The sequence below is a fragment of the Bacteroidota bacterium genome (genome assembly GCA_016713765.1).
GTDB lineage: Bacteria > Bacteroidota > Bacteroidia > AKYH767-A > 2013-40CM-41-45 > Pollutiaquabacter > Pollutiaquabacter aromativorans.
On sequence record JADJON010000001.1, the window covers coordinates 2,697,251 to 2,717,948 of the forward strand.

The 20,698-nt window shown below is 54.3% G+C and carries 13 protein-coding genes and 1 tRNA gene; 7 read left to right on the forward strand and 7 right to left on the reverse strand.

Annotated elements, in window-relative coordinates; all coding sequences use genetic code 11:
- The 3 genes from IPJ96_10600 to IPJ96_10610 all read right to left on the reverse strand — a co-directional run bounded on the left by IPJ96_10600 (position 1) and on the right by IPJ96_10610 (position 4,186).
- A complete protein-coding gene (locus tag IPJ96_10600) occupies positions 1–939 on the reverse strand; it encodes a homoserine kinase (protein ID MBK7910797.1) in 939 nt (312 codons plus the stop codon).
- Between the two features lie 157 nt (positions 940–1,096).
- Positions 1,097–3,562 carry a bifunctional aspartate kinase/homoserine dehydrogenase I gene (gene thrA / locus IPJ96_10605; GenBank protein ID MBK7910798.1) on the reverse strand — a complete coding sequence of 822 codons (2,466 nt, stop codon included), beginning with the start codon at positions 3,560–3,562 and terminating at the stop codon, positions 1,097–1,099.
- Between the two features lie 48 nt (positions 3,563–3,610).
- Positions 3,611–4,186: an aminodeoxychorismate/anthranilate synthase component II gene (locus IPJ96_10610; protein ID MBK7910799.1), complete on the reverse strand. Its 576-nt coding sequence runs from the start codon at positions 4,184–4,186 to the stop codon at positions 3,611–3,613.
- A gap of 62 nt (positions 4,187–4,248) precedes the next feature.
- Between IPJ96_10610 and IPJ96_10615 the strand changes: the two genes are divergently transcribed.
- A complete protein-coding gene (locus tag IPJ96_10615; protein MBK7910800.1) occupies positions 4,249–4,629 on the forward strand; it encodes a RidA family protein in 381 nt (126 codons plus the stop codon).
- Here IPJ96_10615 and IPJ96_10620 read toward each other — a convergent pair whose 3' ends face one another.
- The gene (locus IPJ96_10620) at positions 4,630–6,363 is read right to left on the reverse strand and encodes a M61 family metallopeptidase (GenBank protein MBK7910801.1); all 1,734 of its coding nucleotides are present in this window, start codon (positions 6,361–6,363) and stop codon (positions 4,630–4,632) included.
- Positions 6,364–6,524: 161 nt separating this feature from the next.
- Between IPJ96_10620 and lpdA the strand changes: the two genes are divergently transcribed.
- Positions 6,525–7,913, forward strand: coding sequence for a dihydrolipoyl dehydrogenase (gene lpdA, locus IPJ96_10625; protein ID MBK7910802.1), 1,389 nt, complete (start codon positions 6,525–6,527; stop codon positions 7,911–7,913).
- A gap of 449 nt (positions 7,914–8,362) precedes the next feature.
- On the opposite strand, the gene mscL is transcribed toward lpdA, so the two are convergent.
- Complete coding sequence (gene mscL, locus IPJ96_10630; protein MBK7910803.1) at positions 8,363–8,776, reverse strand: large-conductance mechanosensitive channel protein MscL; 414 nt, start codon at positions 8,774–8,776, stop codon at positions 8,363–8,365.
- Between the two features lie 105 nt (positions 8,777–8,881).
- On the opposite strand from mscL, the gene asnB reads away from it, so the two are divergent.
- Positions 8,882–10,801: an asparagine synthase (glutamine-hydrolyzing) gene (gene asnB, locus IPJ96_10635; GenBank protein ID MBK7910804.1), complete on the forward strand. Its 1,920-nt coding sequence runs from the start codon at positions 8,882–8,884 to the stop codon at positions 10,799–10,801.
- Positions 10,791–11,531, forward strand: a complete 741-nt coding sequence (locus IPJ96_10640; protein ID MBK7910805.1) for a YdcF family protein — start codon at positions 10,791–10,793, stop codon at positions 11,529–11,531. Before asnB ends, IPJ96_10640 begins: the two co-directional genes overlap by 11 nt.
- 26 nt (positions 11,532–11,557) lie before the next feature.
- Here IPJ96_10640 and IPJ96_10645 read toward each other — a convergent pair whose 3' ends face one another.
- Positions 11,558–11,941, reverse strand: coding sequence for a DUF4907 domain-containing protein (locus IPJ96_10645; protein ID MBK7910806.1), 384 nt, complete (start codon positions 11,939–11,941; stop codon positions 11,558–11,560).
- 9 nt (positions 11,942–11,950) lie between these two features.
- On the reverse strand, positions 11,951–13,756 hold the full coding sequence (locus IPJ96_10650; GenBank protein ID MBK7910807.1) for a M2 family metallopeptidase: 1,806 nt from the start codon (positions 13,754–13,756) through the stop codon (positions 11,951–11,953).
- 349 nt (positions 13,757–14,105) lie between these two features.
- On the opposite strand from IPJ96_10650, the gene IPJ96_10655 reads away from it, so the two are divergent.
- The 3 genes from IPJ96_10655 (at position 14,106) to IPJ96_10665 (ending at position 20,560) form a co-directional block, all read left to right on the forward strand.
- Positions 14,106–19,142, forward strand: a complete 5,037-nt coding sequence (locus tag IPJ96_10655; protein MBK7910808.1) for an IPT/TIG domain-containing protein — start codon at positions 14,106–14,108, stop codon at positions 19,140–19,142.
- A gap of 128 nt (positions 19,143–19,270) precedes the next feature.
- Positions 19,271–19,344 (forward strand) — tRNA-Ala (locus tag IPJ96_10660).
- Positions 19,345–19,420: 76 nt separating this feature from the next.
- A complete protein-coding gene (locus IPJ96_10665; GenBank protein MBK7910809.1) occupies positions 19,421–20,560 on the forward strand; it encodes an FAD-binding oxidoreductase in 1,140 nt (379 codons plus the stop codon).
- Positions 20,561–20,698 lie beyond the last annotated feature (138 nt).

Consider the following 20,698-nt stretch of genomic DNA (forward strand, 5'->3'; position numbering starts at 1 on the left):
TCAACGCTTGGTTATGACCGTTCCCTTGCGGTTAACGGCCGAGACATACAGACTGCAGGATAAGTTCTTTTCCAGATAGACCTCACGCATTGCGGCGCCGACACGATCGGCTTGTGGCCGACTGCTGCACAGTGCAACAATGGAAGGGCCCGCCCCACTGATGGTGCAGGCAAGCGCGCCGGCATCCAACGCGGCCGACTTGACCTTGGCGAAATCGGGAATGAGTGGACCGCGAGCAGGTTCCGCCACACGATCCTCCATCGCCCGCCCGATGAGCGACAAGTCTTTCGCATACAAGCCGGCTACCAGGGAAGCCGTATTCGCCCATTGACGAACGGCATCCGACAGGGGTATCTGCCTGGGTAACGCTTTCCTGGATTCGGATGTGGGCAACTCCAGATGAGGATGAAGGATGGCAACGTGCAGGCGGGACGGCACAGGCAAGCGAAGCACTTCCAACGGATCCGTAGTGCGAACGAGTGTTATTCCTCCCAGAATGGAAGGCGCAACATTGTCGGCATGCGCAGCACCGCTGGCGATCCGTTCTCCCTGCATGGCCCAGTATACCAGTTCTTCCTTGCTACAAGGAGAGCCCAGCAAGTGATTTGCAGCCACCACGGCAGCCGCAGCGCTCGCCGCACTCGATCCCATCCCACTGCCCATCGGCATTTTCTTTGTCAACCACAGGTCAAAGCCCCGGTTTACGCCAAGATGTTCGAGCAATGCCATCAAGGCTACGCCCGCCGTATTTTGTTCCGGGTCGGTGCTGAGTTTTCCGTCATCGCCCTTTATGCTTCGGATCCGGATCCCCCCATAGGTGTTGGGTTCCATGCGCAGCGAATCGCCCAAACCCGAGATCGCAAGTCCGAACACGTCAAATCCCGAACCCAGGTTGGCAACAGTAGCAGGAGCGAAAACGGTAACGGAAGTTTTGGGCATAGGCGGAGTGGCTGGGCGATGGAAAGCGGGAATTAGTAATTAGTAATTAGTAATTAGTAATTAAAAATTGAGGTTCCAGAATAAACATACGATTCGCTAAACTATTTACTGTTTACTATTCACTATTCACTATTCACTATTCGCTATTCGCTATTCGCTATTCAACGCCAAAATAGTTCCCAATACTGATAATCTCAGCAAACACACCGGCTGCGGTGACTTCGGCGCCGGCGCCTGGGCCTTTTACGACCAAGGGTCGTTGATTGTAGCGATCGGTCCGGAAAGAGATGATGTTATCGCTTCCCGATAAATTGTAGAAAGGGTGTTTGGTATCCACCTCGGTCAATTGTATGCTGGCTCTTCCGTTTTCGAGTCGGGCGATGAAACGAAGTACACAACCTTTCTTTGCCGCTCGTGCGCGAAGTGATTCCATTTCGGCATCGATATCCGGCAAGGCAGACAGGAACGCTCCAACGGTTTTGGCCTTCATCAGGCGAGCGGGTAAGAGGGGTTTGATTTGAATGTCACCGGATTCGAGCGGTAACCCGGTTTCGCGCGCCAGGATAAGGAGTTTTCGGGCTACATCGGTACCGGACAAATCGATTCGCGGGTCCGGTTCGGTATACCCCAGTTCCTTGGCTTGCTTGACAACTTCGCTGAAGGGGATGCCTTCCCGGAAGGTATTGAAGATATAGGAAAGGGTACCCGACAATACTGCCTCGATCGAACGGATACGATCACCACTCGTGAGCAGGTTTTGCAGGGTGTTGATGACCGGCAGGCCGGCTCCTACGTTGGTTTCGTACAAGAACTTCGCGTGATGCTTCCGTACCAGTTCGTGCAGTTTCCGGTATTGACGGTACGGACCGGCATTCGCCAGTTTATTCGGCGTAACCACCGAGATGTTTGACGCGATCAAGTCTCCGTAAACCGAGGCCACCGATTCGTTCGACGTACAATCGACGAAGACCGTTTGCGGGAGGTTCATGGATTTCATCCGGTCGACAAACAACCGGATATCCATCGGTTCGCCCGAACGGTCAAGCGTTTCACTCAAGCGTTTAAGTGAAATGCCATCCGGAGCGAAGTACATTTTCCGGCTGTTGGCGACGCCCGCGATCACGATCTCCAGGGAACGGGCCTGCTTCAGGTGGTCGCGGTGTTCGGCTACCTGCTTCAGGAGTGTTTTACCGATGAGTCCGGTGCCGACCAGGAAGACGGAGAGCGTCTTGACTTCCGACAGGAAGAATGCCTGGTGCAAGGCGTTCATCGCCTTACCCAGATCCTGTTTCCGGATGACCGTTGAAATGTTCAGTTCCGAAGAACCCTGGGCGGTAGCTACAACGCTGATACCGTTTTTCCCGAGCGCGCCGAAAAGCCGGGCGGAGACGCCGGGTGTGTTTTTCATGTTCTCACCGATCACGGCTATCACGCTCAGGCCCTCCTCCACTTTCACCTGCTCAATGAGGTGGTCGCGGATCTCAAATCGAAATGCTTCCTCGATAGCGGCCTTTGCCTGCGCGGCATCACCGGGACGGACCGCGAAGGTGATCGTATGCTCGGAACTCCCCTGGGTGATCAGAATGACATTCACCTTCGACTGACTCAAGGCGCTGAATAAGCGTGCCGATATGCCGGCCACCCCGACCATGCCACTGCCTTCGAGCGTGAGCAGGCTGATATCGTCGATGGAAGAGATTCCTTTGATCAGAAAATCCGCACCGTTCGATTTACGGGAAACGAATGTGCCGTCCGACTGCGGACGAAAGGTATTCTTGATCCGCAACGGTATCCCCTTCTCCAGCGCCGGCTGAATGGTCGGCGGATGGATGACCTTGGCACCGAAGTGCGACATCTCCATGGCTTCGCGATACGACATGGTCGGTACCGTAAACGCCTTGCGTACTTTTCGCGGATCGGCCGTCAGGACACCATCCACATCGGTCCAGATCTGGATCTCCCGTGCCTTGGTGGCTGCGCCGGCAATCGCGGCCGTATAATCGGAGCCGCCTCGGCCGAGCGTGGTAGTTTCATTACGCGCCGTCGATGCAATAAAGCCGGTCATGACGACCACCTGCTCACGGTGCTTCTTCAACCATTGACCGATCTGTCGGTTCGTCGTAGTAAAGTTCACACGTGCATTACCGAACTGTTCGTCCGTTCGGATAACTTCCCGTGCGTCGAGAAAACCAGCGGATCGCCCTTTCGAACGCAGGTACGCTGCGATGATACGGGCAGACAAGAGTTCTCCGTGAGCGCTGACGAAATCGAGCGTGCGATCCGACAGTTCTCCAACCAGGAAGACCCCGTGCAGTGTATCGTACAATCCGGAAAAGTCAGCCTTCAACTGATCAGCCAGATTTCTATCCTTTCCCAGACGAAGTAACTTGACCGTTTCTTCGTGCCGGTGACGCACGCGCTCCAATACTTCCACATATCCCCGGTCGCGGCGTGCAGCCATCCTGCTCATCCGGATCAGATCGTCGGTAACACCTGACTGCGCAGAAACAACAACGATGGTCCGCTCGGATGCCGGTTTCCGGGCATCGCGAATGATCGAATCCAAAGCTTTAATACGGTCAGCACCTGCGACAGAAGTGCCGCCAAATTTCATTACTAACATATTGATTCTTAAAGAGTTCTAATTAATACGGCATTCCCCGAAAAATGTTCAGGAAAGATGCCGGACCCAATTACACAAAATCGCGTAACCGTCGGGGGTCAACACCGACTCCGGATGGAACTGTAAACCACGCACATTCAATTCGTTGTGAGCGAATGCCTGGATCACCTGTGCCCCATCCTGCGCTGTGATTCGCAGACAACCTGGCCAAGTTGCTTCGTCGGCAACCCAGGAGTGATAATGACCGGTTTGAACGCGATCCGGTAACCCTGAAAAAAGTTGATCCGGCGGTTGGAGGATCGAACAGGTGTTGGCAACACCGTGCATGACCTGTTGCAACTGACGCAAGCGTCCGCCAAAGTGTTCCACGATCGCCTGATGACCCAGGCAGATTCCCAACAAGGGTAATCGTCCGATCACCTTTTCGATGAATGGCATCAATTGACCTGACTCCGTCGGTAAACCGGGGCCCGGCGACAAGACAACAGCATCGTAACGTGACAGGTCGATGGCATCCAGCGCGTCGTTTCGTACAACATCCGGCAGACTGCCGCTGGCCATTTCGAGGAAATGAACCAGGTTGAAGGTGAACGAATCGTAGTTGTCGATCAGCAGGATACGCATGAGACGTTGTCGGAATGGAGCGGAATGCGTTGCTTTGAAGTGGCAAAGTAAAGCGACGCGCGATGAAAACCATCATTCAAAGTGAAAAGGCTCCCGCCCCTATCGGGCCCTATAGTCAGGCTGTCAAGGCTGGTCCTTTCCTCTATGTATCCGGGCAGATCGCCCTTGATCCCGCTACGGGGCAATTGGTGACGATCAACATCATCCGGGAAGCCAACCAGGTCATGGAGAACATCGGAGCGATCCTGCGTGCTGCCGGACTCGGTTACGAGCACATCGTCAAGACCTGCATCTTCCTGAAGGATATGAACGATTTCGGTACGGTCAATGAGGTATACGGAGAGTACTTTAAGGGAGATTTTCCGGCCCGTGAAACCGTTCAGGTCTCAAAGTTGCCGAAGGAAGTCAACGTGGAGATCTCGGTTATCGCCTATCAATCCTGATCAGGCATCCCGAAAACTGCGCTGCGTCCAAGCCCGGAACAACAACTCGGAATCGAGTGACGTGTCTTCCTTCCGGCGAATATTGTAGCGGTGATAGTACTGCTCATTTCCCTTCTGGAGCGTGATTTCCCGCTGGCGACGCATCGGGCTGAAGAGTGTAAGCTCCGTCTTGTTTCCCGCTTCCGCCAGGAGACTTTCCAGATTACCTTCGATCTTTTGACCGTTTACGGAAATGAGTTCATCTTCTTTGGCGATACCGGAGCGGTCCGCGATCGACAAGGGCGCAACAGCACTCACCCGGGTAACCGTCGTGTCCGCGTAAATCCTGAAACCAAAGTCACGCTCTGCGACCGTCAACGCCGGCGAACGATGCAGTTCACAACCATGCGCATCCAGCAGTTCGCGTAGCAGCGGCTCGTAATTCTCGGTGCCGTAAACATAGTCCATGAAGAAGTCGGTCATGGGAGCATCGGCCGTCAGCTCGAGCAACGACATATAATCACGTTCGGAGTAACCGATCCCGCGCTTTCCGAAATCCACATACAAGGCACGCATCACATCGTCGAGTGACCGCTTCCCGCCCGTACTCCGGCGAATGAACAAGTCCGCCATCAACGCCAGGATGGAACCTTCGTCATATATGGATGTCTTTCGATGCGGAATCCCGGGGCCGTAGCCGTCCAGCCAGGTATCGAAGGAGGCGTCAGCGACCGGTGTATGAAAGCGGCCATAGTTATCGAAGTGCCGCTGCAGGCGCAGATCGATCTCTTTGAAATACTGCCCTACATCATAACTCCCACATCGCACCAGGAAGAGGTCGCCATAATAGGTGGTCACCCCTTCGTAGACAAAACCGAGACGCGAATAATTTTCCGTGGTATAATCATAAGGCATCAGTTCAACCGGACGGATCGTCTTGACGTTCCAGGCATGAAATAATTCGTGCGATGCCACCCCTATGAAGTCCGTATAGACCGAAGGTTGCATCAACTCGGAGCCCGGTCCGATGGCCAGAACGGTTGAACGGAGGTGCTCGACTCCGTGATAGAACTTATAAGGCAAGGCCAGGACGAGGAAATGATACTCCGTAAACGGGAAATCAACCATGGTCTTTACCTGTACCTCCGTGAACTTTCGAAAATCAGCAAGCAGGCGTTTCCAATCCGGCTGACATTCTCCCTGTATCCACACATGGAAACGACAACCGTTCACATCGTAATGCTGGTGCTGCAAACTGGCGGAAGCCAGAACCGGAGAATCAACCAATTCATCAAAATCATCGGCAACAAAGCCGGCCTTCCCCGTACTCTTGAGGCTGGTGGCATACCGGTAATTATCCGGAAGCCGGAATTCCAACGAACAGGACTCGTGCAAACGTCCGGGTACATAAAGACAACAATGAACCGGATTGATGTAAAAGAACTCTTCGTCCACCCAACAAGCGCCTGCATCGGGCTGAGCCGCGTAATAGTTATAACGCACCGTCAGGGATTCCGCGCCGTTGGCGTGTACCAGCCACGAATCTTTCGTTAGTTTTTTGAAAGGAAGCGATTCTCCAACCGCATCGAAGACATGAAATCGCTGAATATTACGGGCAAAATTACCCAGCTCATAGCGACCGGGCCGCCAGGAAGGGAGTTGCAGCAACACCTCTCCTCCATCCGGATTACTGGTCGTGAACTCAATATCAATGTACCGGGAATTCGGGCGCTCTGCGGAAAAGGTATAGTGCATTGATGGATGTTTCGGCTTGGGATTGGACCGGCTAAGATCGCAGGAAAACCTCCAAACCGGACGAGGGTGTTCTTGCTTTTTTTCAACCCTCTGGATGACAAGCGCTTCCCATCAAATGCCGGACAATTGGTATCTTCGGCCCGCTTTGAAAATCAACTGAAATGAACTACGACCTGATCGTCATCGGCAGCGGACCCGGAGGCTATGTTGCCGCTATCCGCGCCGCACAACTGGGAATGAAAACAGCCGTCATTGAACGTTCCGAACTCGGCGGCATCTGCTTGAACTGGGGGTGCATACCAACCAAAGCCCTGTTGAAGAGCGCACAGGTATATGAGTACCTGCTTCATGCACAAGACTATGGAGTAAAAGCCTCGGGCATCGAAGCGGATTTTGGCGCCATGGTCAAGCGTAGTCGTGGCGTTGCCGATGCGATGAGTAAAGGTGTCCAGTTCCTGATGAAGAAGAATAAGATCGAGGTGATCGCCGGGACTGCAAAGATCAAAGCGGGGCGCAAAGTCGAAGTCTTGGCTGCCGACGGCAAGTCCACTTCCTACGAAGCGAAACACATCATCATAGCCACCGGCGCCCGCTCACGCGAGTTGCCCGGCCTCAAGCAGGATGGCAAAAAGGTGATCGGCTACCGGGAGGCCATGTCCCTGCCGCAACAACCGAAATCCATGGTTGTCGTCGGTTCCGGAGCAATTGGCGTCGAGTTCGCCTATTTCTATAATTCGATCGGCACAAAGGTCACCATCGTGGAATATCTCCCGAACATCGTTCCGCTCGAAGACGAAGACGTTTCAAAACAACTGGCCCGCAGCTTCAAGAAATCCGGCATCGAGATCATGACGGAGGCAAGTGTCGAATCGGTCGACACCTCGGGCAAAGGCTGTAAGGTGAACGTCAAAGGAAAATCCGGCAATTCGGTCATCGAGTGCGATGTCGTTTTGTCGGCCGTAGGCATTACAGCGAACATCGAAAACCTCGGACTTGAAGAAGTAGGGATCGCCACCGACAAAGGCCGGATCATGGTGAACGACTGGTATCAGACGAATATGCCCGGCTATTATGCGATCGGGGACGTCATCAACACCCCTGCCCTTGCCCACGTCGCTTCGCATGAAGCCATCACCTGCGTGGAGAAGATCGCCGGCCTGCACGCTGAGCCGATGGATTACAAGAACATTCCCGGTTGTACTTACTGTCAGCCCGAAATCGCTTCAGTCGGTTACACCGAAAAAGCAGCTAAAGATGCCGGCTATGAGATCAAGGTCGGCAAGTTTCCATTCACTGCTTCGGGAAAAGCGAAAGCCGGTGGCACGCCGGACGGATTTGTCAAGGTCATCTTCGACGCGAAGTATGGAGAATGGCTGGGCGCCCACCTCATCGGCGCCAACGTCACTGAAATGATCGCCGAAGTAGTGACGGCCCGCAAACTCGAAACCACCGGACACGAGATCATCAAAGCCGTTCACCCCCACCCGACCATGAGCGAAGCCATCATGGAAGCAGTTGCTGAAGCTTATGGGGAGTGCATTCATCTTTGATTTTAGTGAACAGTAAACAGTAAACAGTAAACAGTAAACAGTAAACAGTAAACAGTAAACAGTAAACAGTAGATGGTGAATAGCGAATCCTGCCTGCCGTAGCTTTAGCGAAGGCAGGAGCGAATAAAATATTTCTAATCACTAATTACCAATTACTAATTACCAATTACTAATTACAAATTACTAATTTCTAGTCCCTTCTCCTGGCACCAAATAAAAGGGAACAGCAGCCTTCGCTACTGTTCCCTTTTATTTTTTCATTAGTCGGAGACTAAAATTCCAGACCCAGATTGAAGTGGGTGGATTGCTCTAAACAGGCAACAGCCATACTGCATACCGCCTACTGCCTATTGCTAACCGATCTCTGCCTACCGCCTACTGCCAATTGCTAACCGATCTCTGCCTTCCGCCTGCCGCCAACCGCCTACTGATCTCTGCCAACTGCAGGCTTACTTCTTCAACAAATCCCTGATCTCCGTCAGCAAGACTTCCTGTTTAGGTGGAGCCGGAGGTGCGGCTGGTGCTGCTTCCTGCTTCCGACGCATATTATTGACAGCTTTGATCACCATGAAGATGGCGAAAGCCACGATTACGAAGTCAACGATCGACTCGAAAAAACTTCCGATGTTCAGGGTGACCGGGGAAATCTCCTTCCCGGCGGCATTCATACCGGCTTCTTTGAGGGTCAGTTTCCAGGCCGCGAAATCGGTCTCTCCGATTACCAGCCCGATCATCGGTGAGATGATATCGGTAACCAGCGAATCGACGATTTTCCCGAAGGCACCGCCGATGACTACACCGACAGCCAGGTCCATGACGTTGCCGCGGTTGACGAACTCTTTGAATTCTTTTAATAGGCCCATATTCTTTATGTTTTGGTGGCCGAAATTTACAAAAGTGATGGTCACGTCCCCGCGATAATTATTTGAAAAGGGTCATGGCAATCGGGTATATTTGTAACACAACGCATGTGTGGCATCGCGGGCATTGTCGCCCTCACTTCTCAAGGCACCCATACGCTTTCTACCATTCAGGAAGCCGTGCACTGCCTACGACAACGCGGACCTGACGCGAGCGGCATCGCGACCTTTGATCGTTTGTCGTTAGGGCACGCCCGGCTCTCCATCATCGATACGAGTGACGCGGGCCGGCAACCGATGTCGGACCCTTCGGGCCGCTACACCATCATTTTCAATGGTGAATTCTTCAATTACCGGGAACACCGGGAAGAACTGGTTCGTCGTGGCGTCAGTTTGCATTCGAATAGTGATACCGAAGTCTTATTGCATTGGTACATCCTGGAAGGTGCAGCGTGTCTGCAACGCGTCAACGGTTTCTTCGCGCTCGCCATTTACGATCGAACGGAACGTAAGCTGTTTGTCGCACGCGACCGCATGGGTGTGAAACCCTTGCTGACGTATACCGACAGCGATCGTTTCTGCTTCGCCAGCGAAATGAAGGCACTGGTACGCATGGGAATTCCCGTGCGGCTGGATCGTGTCTCACTCTTCCAATACCTTCAGTTGAATTACGTACCCGGGCCGGAATCCATGCTGCAAGGGGTTCGAAAACTGGAACCCGGACATTACCAAGTCATCCGAAACATCGGGGAAAACGCTTCCGTGGATGAACCGGTAGCATACTATCAGATTCCGGATTCGACCTTTGAAACAACGCCAAGCTACCACGAAGCACAGGACCGCCTGCTGCACCTACTGGAACGCTCGGTGGAACGACGCATGGTCGCCGACGTTCCGCTCGGCGCATTTCTCAGTGGAGGCATCGACTCTTCTGTTATTGTCGCGCTGGCCAGCGGGATGACGAAGAAGCTGAAAACCTTTTCCATCGGCTTCCGCGACGAACCGCAATTCGACGAAACCCACTTTGCGGAGCTCGTTGCCCAGCGGTATAAAACCGATCATACCGTATTCAAGCTCACAACCGACGACCTTTACTCCGTTCTGCAACCGGCGCTTGATTACATCGATGAACCCTTCGCCGACTCCAGCGCGCTCAATGTATTCCTGTTGAGCCGTGAAACCCGTAAGCACGTAACAGTCGCGCTGAGCGGCGACGGTGCCGATGAACTTTTCGGCGGCTACAACAAGCACGCCGCTGAATGGCGGTTGCGGAACAACAGCACTGCTACCACGGCCATCCGGCTCCTGGGACCACTGTGGAAGCAACTGCCACGCTCGCGCAACGGCAAATGGACCAACAGATTCCGTCAACTCGATCGCTTTAGCTCCGGGGCCGGCATGTCGGCGACGGACCGGTATTGGCGATGGGCAGGCTTCGAGGATGAGTCCAGTGTTCGACAGTTGTTCATGCATGACAGTTTCAGCACGGATGAACGGGTTTATCAGGCCCGCAAAACACGGTTGACGAGGTTTATCAAAGGCGGAACATCCCTGAACGATGTGTTGCGCAACGATATGGAGCTGGTGCTCGTCAACGATATGCTTACGAAAGTCGACCTGATGTCGATGGCCAATTCACTCGAAGTCAGGACCCCCTTCCTGGATTATGAAGTGGTCAATTTCGCGAGCCGCCTGCCGGGAGAATATAAGATCGACGGCAACGGCAGAAAGAAAGTATTACGGGATGCGTTTCGCAAGCTCCTACCCGACGAGCTCTACCGACGCGGCAAGCAGGGATTCGAAGTTCCACTGTTGAACTGGTTCCGCGGCGAATTGAGAACGCATATCACCGAAGACCTGCTTTCACGTGAGCGTCTCGCAGATCAGGGAATTTTCGACCCCGAAGCGGTAGCATTGATCCTGAAGCGCCTGTTCAGTCGCGATCCGGGAGAATCGGTCGCGCAGGTCTGGGCGCTGTTGGTATTCCAGCATTGGTACGATCGTTATCGACCGTTACATGACGCGTAATCCGAAGATAGCAGCACTTATTGCCGGCACCTTAACCTGGACTCGCCGGATCCTGCTCGGCCTGGGCGGATTATTTGTGGTGATCCTGATCCTGTCGTTCACCACCCTGCCCTTCTGGATGTACTACCGGCTTGGCACAACATCCGCGGATTATCGCTTCGCTCCTAAACGGATCATCCTCCTCGGAGCCGGCGGCATGCCCTCCGAAGCCAACCTGCTGCGCGCCTACACGACCGCCGAACTGGCTACCCGCTTTCCCGAAGCCGAAGTAGAAATCGCCTTGACCAAAGGAATCGGTGAATCCCTGTCCGGCAGCGCGATCGGTCAGTTGCGCGATGAACTCGTTCAGCGGGGAGTCAAGGAGAACCGGATCCTGTTGGAAGTCCGTGGCCATAACACGCGCGAACAAGCCCAACGCATCTTCGAAGAAATTCGCTTGCCTGAATATCCGATCGTCCTCATCACCTCACCGGAGCACCTCTACCGATCGTTGTTGTCTTTCCGTAAAGTCGGCTTCTCGAATGTGGGCGGAACCGCCGCTTTTGAAAAAGCCTTGGAAGAAGAGTTGACGTACCGGTCGGAAAAACTGGGCGGCCGCAAATTGCCCGGGCCCGAAGTCGGCGAAAGCCTGCAACTCCGTTACCAGTTCTGGAACCATCTCCACTATCAGGTCAAATGCTATCGGGAATACCTTGCACTTGCCTATTATAAAATAAAAGGGTGGATCTGAGTCCACCCTTTTTTCAATGCTTGTAATTATCGGGAAACGCCCAGGGAATCCAGCTCCGCGACTGAAACGGACGGCGGAAGGATTCCATTGCGGATCTTATAGACCATCAGTACGCCGCAGGCTTTCGCATTCGCTTCTGAAGAGAAACCACGAACGCCCTGTACCGCGGGAATCGTAGGTTGGTGCACGTAGATCTTTTCACCGTTCAGGATGTCAAAGCCGTAGCCGGAATTTCCGTCTGAATTGGAAAAGGTCCGAACGCTCCAAACACCCGCCTCAGCAGGGGCGGGTCGGGATGTTGCCGGCGGACGCACGGGATCTTCGGCTTTTCCCTCCCCGGAAACAGACCCTCCGGAATTGCATGCGTAACCTGCAAGCATGACAAGTATGATCAACAGACTTTTCTGCATCGCGGCCTGTTATTTCATTTCCGGTAACGTATAGGTCCGGCCGGCGTTCTCTTTTTTCAACCAATCCATCAGCGGACTGAAATAGTCCAGCATGGCGCGGGCGCTCAGATCTTCTCCCGTCTTTTCCTTCAGCAACTTACGCCAGTCGGCACTGCTGCCTGGCCGCATGATGTCCGCGATGAATTTACCGACTTCCTGGTTGCCGAAATAATTCGTCGCGTGGGGATCCTGTTTGAGGATGTTCCTGGCGATGTGATCGTGCACCTGGAACAGCAGGATAAAACTGAGTGCATAGTCATAATACTGTGCAGGGTCGTCGTTGATGTGGATCTTGGTTGCCGCATCGCAATAGTCTTCACCCCGCTCAACCGGCGGCACAATGCCCTGGTACTGTCTGACGATCTCCCACCAGCGCTTGTTCCACTGATCCGAAGGAAGACGCTTGGCGTACAGTTCATATTCGAAATGACTCATTGTCCCTGCGCTCCAGGGAATGAATACGACATAGTTCAAGGCATCCTTGAGCAGGTGTTTCATCTCATCCATCTTGGTTGTGGAATCAACCAGGCCAAGTCCGGCGGCAAAGGGTTGCTGCATGGCTGCAAGACCCATCATGCTGCCAAGCGCCTCGTGATATGCCCGGTTTGCCCCCTCCCTCAGGAGGTAAGGTACTTCAGGATTGCTGTAAGAAATGTAATAATAGATGTGCCCGTATTCATGATGCACCGTCTCGTACCATTCGGCATTCGGCACGATACTCATGAGCGACCGAACATCGTTTTCCAGGTCCATGTGCCAGGCGGAAGCGTGGGTGTTCTTTTTATAACCGGCATCTTTCGGAACCGGATACAGGCTGGATTTTTCCCAGAATGATTTCGGAAGTTCCGGAAAGCCGAGTGAAACATAGAACTTCTCACCCTGACGGGCGACCCATTCGGCATCTTTCAGCTGTAGCGCGCTGTCGAGGTTGAGTCCTTCCACGGTGACCATCTCACTCCAGTCCTGTCCCCAACGATTGCTCAGCCAGTGCGCAGGCAGGAATTCCGGCACATTTTTTACCCCATACTTCTTTGAAAGCTCATAGCGCATGTACGTATGGAGCTCGCGGTACAGCGGATAAAGTTCCTTGTTGAAGCGATCCAACAGGCTCATCATCTCGTCGGTGCTCATTCCGTAATCGGAAACCTGGTAGGTGAAATAATCGGGGTAGCCGAGTCCTTCCACCACTTTGTTTCGCAGGTCGCGCAGGTTCATCAGACCGGGCTTCAACTCCGCGCCTACCGCCTTGCTGGCCTCCCAGGCCTTGCGGCGCATGGTCGTATCCCTGACATCGGCGAGCATGGAGTCGATGTCGTTCGGGGTGACTTCCTTTCCGTCGATTGAAAACTTATAACCGTATAAGTTCTCCGTTTGAGCCGTTCCGGCCCGGATAAGCTCCTTCACCGTCTCCGAAGCCGACTCCGGATTACCGGCTGCGAGGTACAGGATCTTCTTCAGTTGCTTGACCTGCAAGGCTGTCAGGTCCTTCTCATGCTCCAGATACTTTCTTGCCTTTTCGATATTCTCCTTACTACCGGTAAAATTGGCCATCGCTTCATCGGCAATGCGGGATTCATAAGCGTTCACGGTATCACCCGCCACGATGTGGGTATTGACCTTCCACTGGCCTTCACTGGAAGCCGTATATAACTCACGGTACTTCTTGTTGTAATCGTCCAAATAGGTCTGAACTTCTTGTTGAATACCCTGCTGGGTGTTTCCGCACGAAGCGAGTACGATCAACAAAGCGGGGAGGAACTTCGATAGGCTTTTCATCCGATGGGTTTATCCTGCAAAACTACGCATTCGCCAAGTTTTGAAGCGCCTTAGCTTTCCCTTCAATGCTGCGGTTCCCGACAAGCCCGAAAAGCGCGTCTAGCAAGGGATTTCAGGCTTTCTAGTTTAAAATGACGTTAAAATGCCTTACATTAGTCGCTCTTCCTTCTTTTACATCTTATACAACACAAACGTGAAACTCACCTCTAAACCTGGAATGCTGCAGTCATTCCTTTTTCCGCGCCTCAACAGCAACTTTGGTTCACTTTCCCGGAAAAGTACTTTCTCCCTACTGGCGCTGCTTGGATGCCTCTTGATTTCGGCCAGGTTGAAAGCAGGAGATGCTTGTATGCAGTTGCCCATTTCACTTGCCGACCGCGTCAACCAGTCCGAGCTGATCATTGAAGGTGAAATCATCAGCAGCCAGTCGAAGTGGAATGTTGAACGAAACATGATCTTCACGGTAAGCCAGATTCGTGTCTTCAAACTGTTTAAAGGCAGCTTATCAGGCTCGGTAGTTACACTGCTTACGGAAGGAGGCCAGGATGGACTTGATCTCATTGAAGTAGGCAATGAATTCATGCCGGTCGTCGGCGAGCAAGGCGTGTTCATGCTCAAAACGAACTCGAAGATTCCGAACCTGGCCATTCGGTTTCAGGGCCCACTCTATACCTGCTTCATGGCACATCAAAGTACGGTCATGTACAACCTCTTTGATAAAACAGCCAACAGTCCGTTTCAACAATTCAACAGTATTCCATACGGACTATATCCGGCCATTCATCAGATCACCGGGCAGTACCACACGGAATTGATTACAAATACCCGGCTCAACCAGGCCTTGCAGCAAACACAGTCAGGAAATCAGGTGTACGCGGTCCCGACTATCACCTCGTTCACTCCGACGACGATCACCGCCGGCACCCGCAGCCTGCTTACCATCAACGGTACCAATTTCGGTGCATCGCGAGGAGCAGGTTTCGTCGAGTTTCGCAATGCCAACGATGGAGGTGCCAGCTGGGTCCAGGCCAAAGCAAGTGACTACCGAACCTGGACCAACACACAGATCACGGTCTGGGTTCCCTCCAGTTCACTTTCCAACGGCCCTTCCGCCGGAACCGGCCAGATCCGGGTCACGAACAACGATCCGAATATCGCCACCAGTACAGGAACACTGACGGTCACCTATTCTGTCATCAACGTGGAATTCGACGGCAAGGGTCAGTACACGGAACACCAGAACGACAATACCACAGGTGGCTACACCTTCCAATGCGAAGCCGCCACCTTTGCCGCGAATGCCCCTGCTGTCGCCGCCTTTACCCGTGCCATGAACACCTGGACCTGCAGTACCAACATGAATTGGATCCTGGGAGCAAACACAGCCGTGGACACTGCACTTGCCGATGGCATCAATATCGTTCGCTTTGACAAAGGCCCCAGCCTGCCTGCCGGTGTATTGGGCAGAGCTACTAGCCGGTTTTCCGGTTGTATCAATGCAGCGGCTCCCAGCGATACCGTCTGGACAGTCACCGAAGTCGATGTCGTGTACGATGATGGTGCTGCCGGCCTTTCCTGGAATTTCTCGACAGCCAACGCCACCTTCTCGCAAATCGACTTTGAAACGGTCACTGTACACGAATTGGGGCACGCGCATCAGTTGCAGCACATCATCAATTCGGGCGCGATCATGCACTACTCCATCTCGAATGGTCAAACCTCCCGGGTGCTCTCGCCTACGATCGATGTCCCGGCCGGAAATTTCGTCATGACCCGGAGTACCGCAGCCCACGGAGCCTGCAAACCTTCTCCCATGACGAGCCTCTCTCTGGCGGCCTCCGTTTCCATTGCCGCCAGTCCGGGAACCAGCGTTTGTTCGAACACCAGTGTGACATTTACGGCTACCCCCGTCCTACCCGCCGGAACCGCCACTTATACCTGGAAAAAGAACGGCGTTACGGTTGGCACGAACAGCACCACCTACACGAATGCATCCTGGGTCAACGGCGATCAGGTACAAGTAGTGATGAGCGTCTCGGGCGGTTGCAATCAAACCGTCAATTCGAATACGCTCACCATGACGGTCAGCACGGCTGTTACCGCATCCGTCAGTATCGCCGCTTCACCTGGCACAACCGTCTGCAACGGGACGAATGTGACCTTCACCGCTACCCCCACCAACGGAGGCACGACACCTGCTTACCAATGGAAATTAAACGGAAGTAACGTCGGTACCAACAGCCCCACCTACTCGAACGCCGCTCTGGCGAACGGAAACACCGTCTCTTGCGTGATGACCAGCAATGCCAATTGCGTAACCGGTAGTCCCGCAACATCCAACGCCCTGACCATGACGGTGAACACAACACCATCGGTCTCGATCTCTCCTGCAACGGTTACAATCTGTTCCGGACAAAGCACGACCCTCACCGCTTCCGGTGCCTCGACCTACGCATGGTCGCCGGGCGGTGCGACAACCGCGGCCATCACGGTAACTCCCGGAGCAACCACCACTTATACCGTCATTGGCACGACCGGCTCCTGCACGGCTTCCGCTACGAGGTTGGTAACGGTGAACACGACTCCTTCGGTTTCTATATCACCTGCATCCGCAACGATCTGTTCCGGACAAAGCACGACCCTGACGGCATCGGGCGCGACTTCCTACAGTTGGGCTCCCGGTGGAGCGATAACCGCCGCTGTTACGGTGAACCCCGGCGCTACAACCACCTACACCGTCATCGGCACTACCGGTTCGTGTACCGCCTCCGCAACCCGACTGGTAACGGTCAATACAACGCCTACTGTTTCGATTTCTCCCGCAACAGCAACTATTTGTTCCGGACAAAGCACGACGCTGACGGCCTCAGGAGCAACCAGCTACAGTTGGACTCCCGGCGGAGCAATCACCGCCGCCGTTACGGTGTCACCCGGAGCCACTACCACCTACACCGTCATCGGTACTACCGGCTCGTGTACCGCTTCTGCTACGCGATTGGTAACCGTCAATACGACCCCGACCATCACGATTTCTCCTGCTTCGACAACGATCTGTAACGGTAGCAGCACCACACTCACCGCTTCCGGCGGAACCACTTACTCCTGGACTCCGGGAGGAGCGACGACGGCTGCCATTACGGTATCGCCCACCACCACAACCGCTTACACAGTGGTCGGCACTTCGGGTAGTTGCAGCGCCAATGCCATCGCAACCGTCACCGTAACGCAGGTTCCGATCGCGGTGAGTCCCACCAGTACAACCATCTGCTCCGGACAGAACACCACGCTCACCGCTTCCGGCGCCACCACGTATTCCTGGTCGCCGGGTGGAGCCACTACCGCTGCCGTTACGGTCGCGCCGACCAGTACAACCACTTATACCGTGACCGGAACAGTCAGCGGCTGTACGAAGACCGCGACAGCCACCGTCAATGTCACCACCGTCAGCGTTTCCATCTCGCCGGCATCGACGACCATTTGCGCCGGCCAAAGCACGACCCTGACCGCTTCCGGTGCGACTACCTATGCCTGGACGCCTGGAGGAGCTACTACGGCCGCCATTACGGTATCGCCCACCACCACAACAGCGTATACCGTTGTCGGAACTACCGCAGGTTGCAGCGTTAATGCCATTGCAACCGTCACCGTTACTTCCCTCCCAACCATCACCATCTCCCCTGCTTCGACAACGATCTGTAACGGCAGCAGCACAACGCTGACGGCTTCCGGAGGAACCAGCTATTCGTGGACACCTGGTGGAGCGACAACAGCGGCCATTACGGTATCGCCCACCGCGACTACTGCTTATACGGTAGTCGGCACTTCCGCCGGCTGCAGCGCCAATGCCATCGCAACCGTCACCGTGACGCAGGTTCCGATCGCGGTGAGTCCCACCAGCACGACCATCTGCTCCGGACAGAACACCACGCTCACCGCTTCCGGTGCTACCACGTATTCCTGGTCGCCGGGTGGAGCCACTACCGCTGCAATTACAGTCGCACCGAACAGCGCGACTACCTATACTGTGACCGGCACTGTCAGCGGTTGTACGAAGACCGCCACAGCCACCGTCAATGTCACCACCGTCAACATCGCCATCTCTCCGCCTACTGCCAGTATTTGTCCGGGAGGCAACATCACCCTGACCGCTTCCGGCGGAACCACTTATGTCTGGGCGCCTGGTGGCGCTACGACCGCGGCCGTAACCGTATCTCCGACTAGTACGACAACCTATACCGTCACCAGCGCAAGCGGCGGCTGTCCGGGAAGCGCCACGCGTGTGGTGACGGTCAATCCCTCCGTTACTGCAAGCATCAACATCGCGCCGACACCCGGCAATTCCATTTGCAGCGGAACCTCCGTGCTGTTTACCGCAACGATTTCGAATGGAGGCGCCAGTCCGGTTTATCAATGGACACGAAACGGCACTACTGTTGGACCGAATGCTAACGCTTACCCGACTTCCACCCTTTCCAATGGCGATATCATTTCCTGCACACTGACCAGCAATGCCGCTTGTGTCACCAATCCTACGGTGGTGTCCAATCCGGTAACCATGACGGTCAGCGGCGGCCTGCCGACGATCAGCTCCTTCACACCTACCAGCGGCACATCCGGCACCATTGTTACGATCAACGGCACGAACTTCGTCGGGGTCAGTGCGGTGAAGTTCAACGGAACCAATGCCTCGTTCACGGTGGTGAACGCTACCCAGATCACCGCTACGGTTCCGGCCGGCGCCACCACAGGACTGATCAGTGTCACCAACAACTGTGGAACCGGAAACAGTGCAACCAACTTCACCGTAGGTGCAGCCACTGCTAACCTGAGTCTTCAGGTCTTGTTACAGGGCATGTATATCGGCAGCGGACAAATGATCGCGGCCATCAACCCATCCGGAAATCCGAATGCCTGCGATACGATCACCGTATCCCTGGCTGCCGCCACATCACCCTATGCCATCCTGTATTCGAACAAGGATACCATCAACCTCTCCGGACTCGGCGTCTTTACGTTCCCTGGCGCAGTCATCGGCAACAGTTATTACATCGTCGTTCGCCACCGCAATAGTCTCGAAACCTGGAGTGCAGCACCGGTATCCTTCAGCAGTTCGAACATTTCGTACAATTTCCAAAACTCCGCCGCGCAAGCCTATGGCAGCAACCAGGCCAGCCTGGGAGGTGGCAAGTTCGGACTCCATTCAGGTGATACGAATCAAGATGACCTCATTGAGGCTTCCGACTATTCCGCGGTAGAGAATGCGGTTCAGTCCTTCCTCTTCGGCTATGTAGCCACCGATCTGAACGGGGATCAATTGGTAGAGGCATCCGATTATTCGCTGGTCGAGAACAACAGCTTGCTGTTCCTGTTCACTGCTGCACCCTAAGCGCCAATATCTGAACGTTCTGAAAATCAAGGGGGAAAATCTCTGCAGCAGCCGATAACTTGATTTCAGTTGAAAATTCGTATATTTGCAACCGCCTAAACAGCAAATTCTGCTCTTTAGGCGGACACGGGGGATTAGCTCAGCTGGCTAGAGCGTTTGCATGGCATGCAAAAGGTCATCGGTTCGACTCCGATATTCTCCACTCAAAAGGCTGACCGTTTGGTCGGCCTTTTTTTTTACCCTGTCACGTGTACGGCATTGATTAAATTCGGCGGATCATGAGCATCAGTTACTGGGAACGTACGTCCTTTTTCGCACCCGCGGATGTCCTCATCATCGGCAGCGGGATTGTCGGGCTGAATGCCGCTTTGTACCTGAAACGGAAATCCCCCGAACTCACCGTCACCATCATCGACCGGGGGATCCTGCCCTTCGGAGCGTCCACCCGCAACGCAGGTTTTGCCTGCTTCGGTAGTCCGTCCGAGATACTGGCCGATCTGAAAAAGCAGAACGAAGATGCGGTCTTCTCGCTGGTCGAACGCCGCTGGAAAGGACTGTTGCGGTTACGGGAAAATCTCGGTGACGCGACGATTGCCTATGAAGCCTTCGGCAGCCACGAAGTATTCCGCAAGGAAGACGAAGTCCTTTATCAGACTTGCCTTGAGCAACTCCCCTATCTGAATCGTCAACTGAAGACCATCACAGGCACCGACGAGAACTACGGCATCAGCAGCGAACGCATCAGCGATTTCGGCTTCCGGAACATCCGGCACATGTTATTCAACAGGAGCGAAGGTCAGCTCGACACCGGCCGGATGATCGAAGCGCTCTTGCAGAAAGTGCGTGGGCTTGGCGTACGGATCCTGAACGGACTCACCGTGGAGGCCATCGAATCCAACAACCAGGGCGCCGTCGTGATATGCAGGGATGACATTCGCTTTTCCGCATGCCAGGTGTTGCTCGCTACCAACGGATTCACCAAAACGCTGTTACCGGAAGTGGACGTACAGCCTGCGCGTGCCCAGGTGTTCGTGACGGATCCGATTCCCGGTCTACCGTTTCGCGGCTGCTTTCACTACGACGAAGGGTTCTACTATTTCCGCAACATCGGGGATCGCATCCTGCTCGGCGGCGGCCGCAACCTCAACATCGCGGGCGAAACGACGATGGACATGACCCTGACAGACCAGATCCAAAGCGCACTGGACCGTTTATTGCACGAAACCATTGCACCCGGGAAAAACGCGAAAGTCGCGATGCGCTGGAGCGGTATCATGGGCATCGGCGAAGTGAAAGCTCCGATTCTGCAGCAAGTCAGGCCCGCTGTATATACCGCTGTCAGAATGGGTGGAATGGGTGTAGCCCTGGCAAGCCTTGTCGGCGAAGAAGCCGCGGATATGCTGCTCGGGGACCGCTGAGCTTATTCACCAGGTCGTGTTCAACGCCCGTTGCCCGAGCAATGCTCAGGGGCCTAATTATGCTATTTTTGCACCGATACGCAGGCCTCACCAGTGCTCCACTCCTTTCGGCGTCTAGTTTTTCTTTTCATTGCAATC

Bases quoted from the DNA above. Each gene is read 5' to 3' on its own strand.
- IPJ96_10665 (MBK7910809.1), top strand. From the start codon at position 19,421: ATGAGCATCAGTTACTGGGAACGTACGTCCTTTTTCGCACCCGCGGAT.
- IPJ96_10620 (MBK7910801.1), bottom strand. From the start codon at position 6,363: ATGCACTATACCTTTTCCGCAGAGCGCCCGAATTCCCGGTACATTGAT.
- IPJ96_10645 (MBK7910806.1), bottom strand. From the start codon at position 11,941: ATGCAGAAAAGTCTGTTGATCATACTTGTCATGCTTGCAGGTTACGCA.
- asnB (MBK7910804.1), top strand. From the start codon at position 8,882: ATGTGTGGCATCGCGGGCATTGTCGCCCTCACTTCTCAAGGCACCCAT.
- thrA (MBK7910798.1), bottom strand. From the start codon at position 3,562: ATGTTAGTAATGAAATTTGGCGGCACTTCTGTCGCAGGTGCTGACCGT.
- IPJ96_10650 (MBK7910807.1), bottom strand. From the start codon at position 13,756: ATGAAAAGCCTATCGAAGTTCCTCCCCGCTTTGTTGATCGTACTCGCT.
- IPJ96_10615 (MBK7910800.1), top strand. From the start codon at position 4,249: ATGAAAACCATCATTCAAAGTGAAAAGGCTCCCGCCCCTATCGGGCCC.
- lpdA (MBK7910802.1), top strand. From the start codon at position 6,525: ATGAACTACGACCTGATCGTCATCGGCAGCGGACCCGGAGGCTATGTT.
- mscL (MBK7910803.1), bottom strand. From the start codon at position 8,776: ATGGGCCTATTAAAAGAATTCAAAGAGTTCGTCAACCGCGGCAACGTC.
- IPJ96_10640 (MBK7910805.1), top strand. From the start codon at position 10,791: ATGACGCGTAATCCGAAGATAGCAGCACTTATTGCCGGCACCTTAACC.
- IPJ96_10610 (MBK7910799.1), bottom strand. From the start codon at position 4,186: ATGCGTATCCTGCTGATCGACAACTACGATTCGTTCACCTTCAACCTG.
- IPJ96_10655 (MBK7910808.1), top strand. From the start codon at position 14,106: ATGCAGTTGCCCATTTCACTTGCCGACCGCGTCAACCAGTCCGAGCTG.
- IPJ96_10600 (MBK7910797.1), bottom strand. From the start codon at position 939: ATGCCCAAAACTTCCGTTACCGTTTTCGCTCCTGCTACTGTTGCCAAC.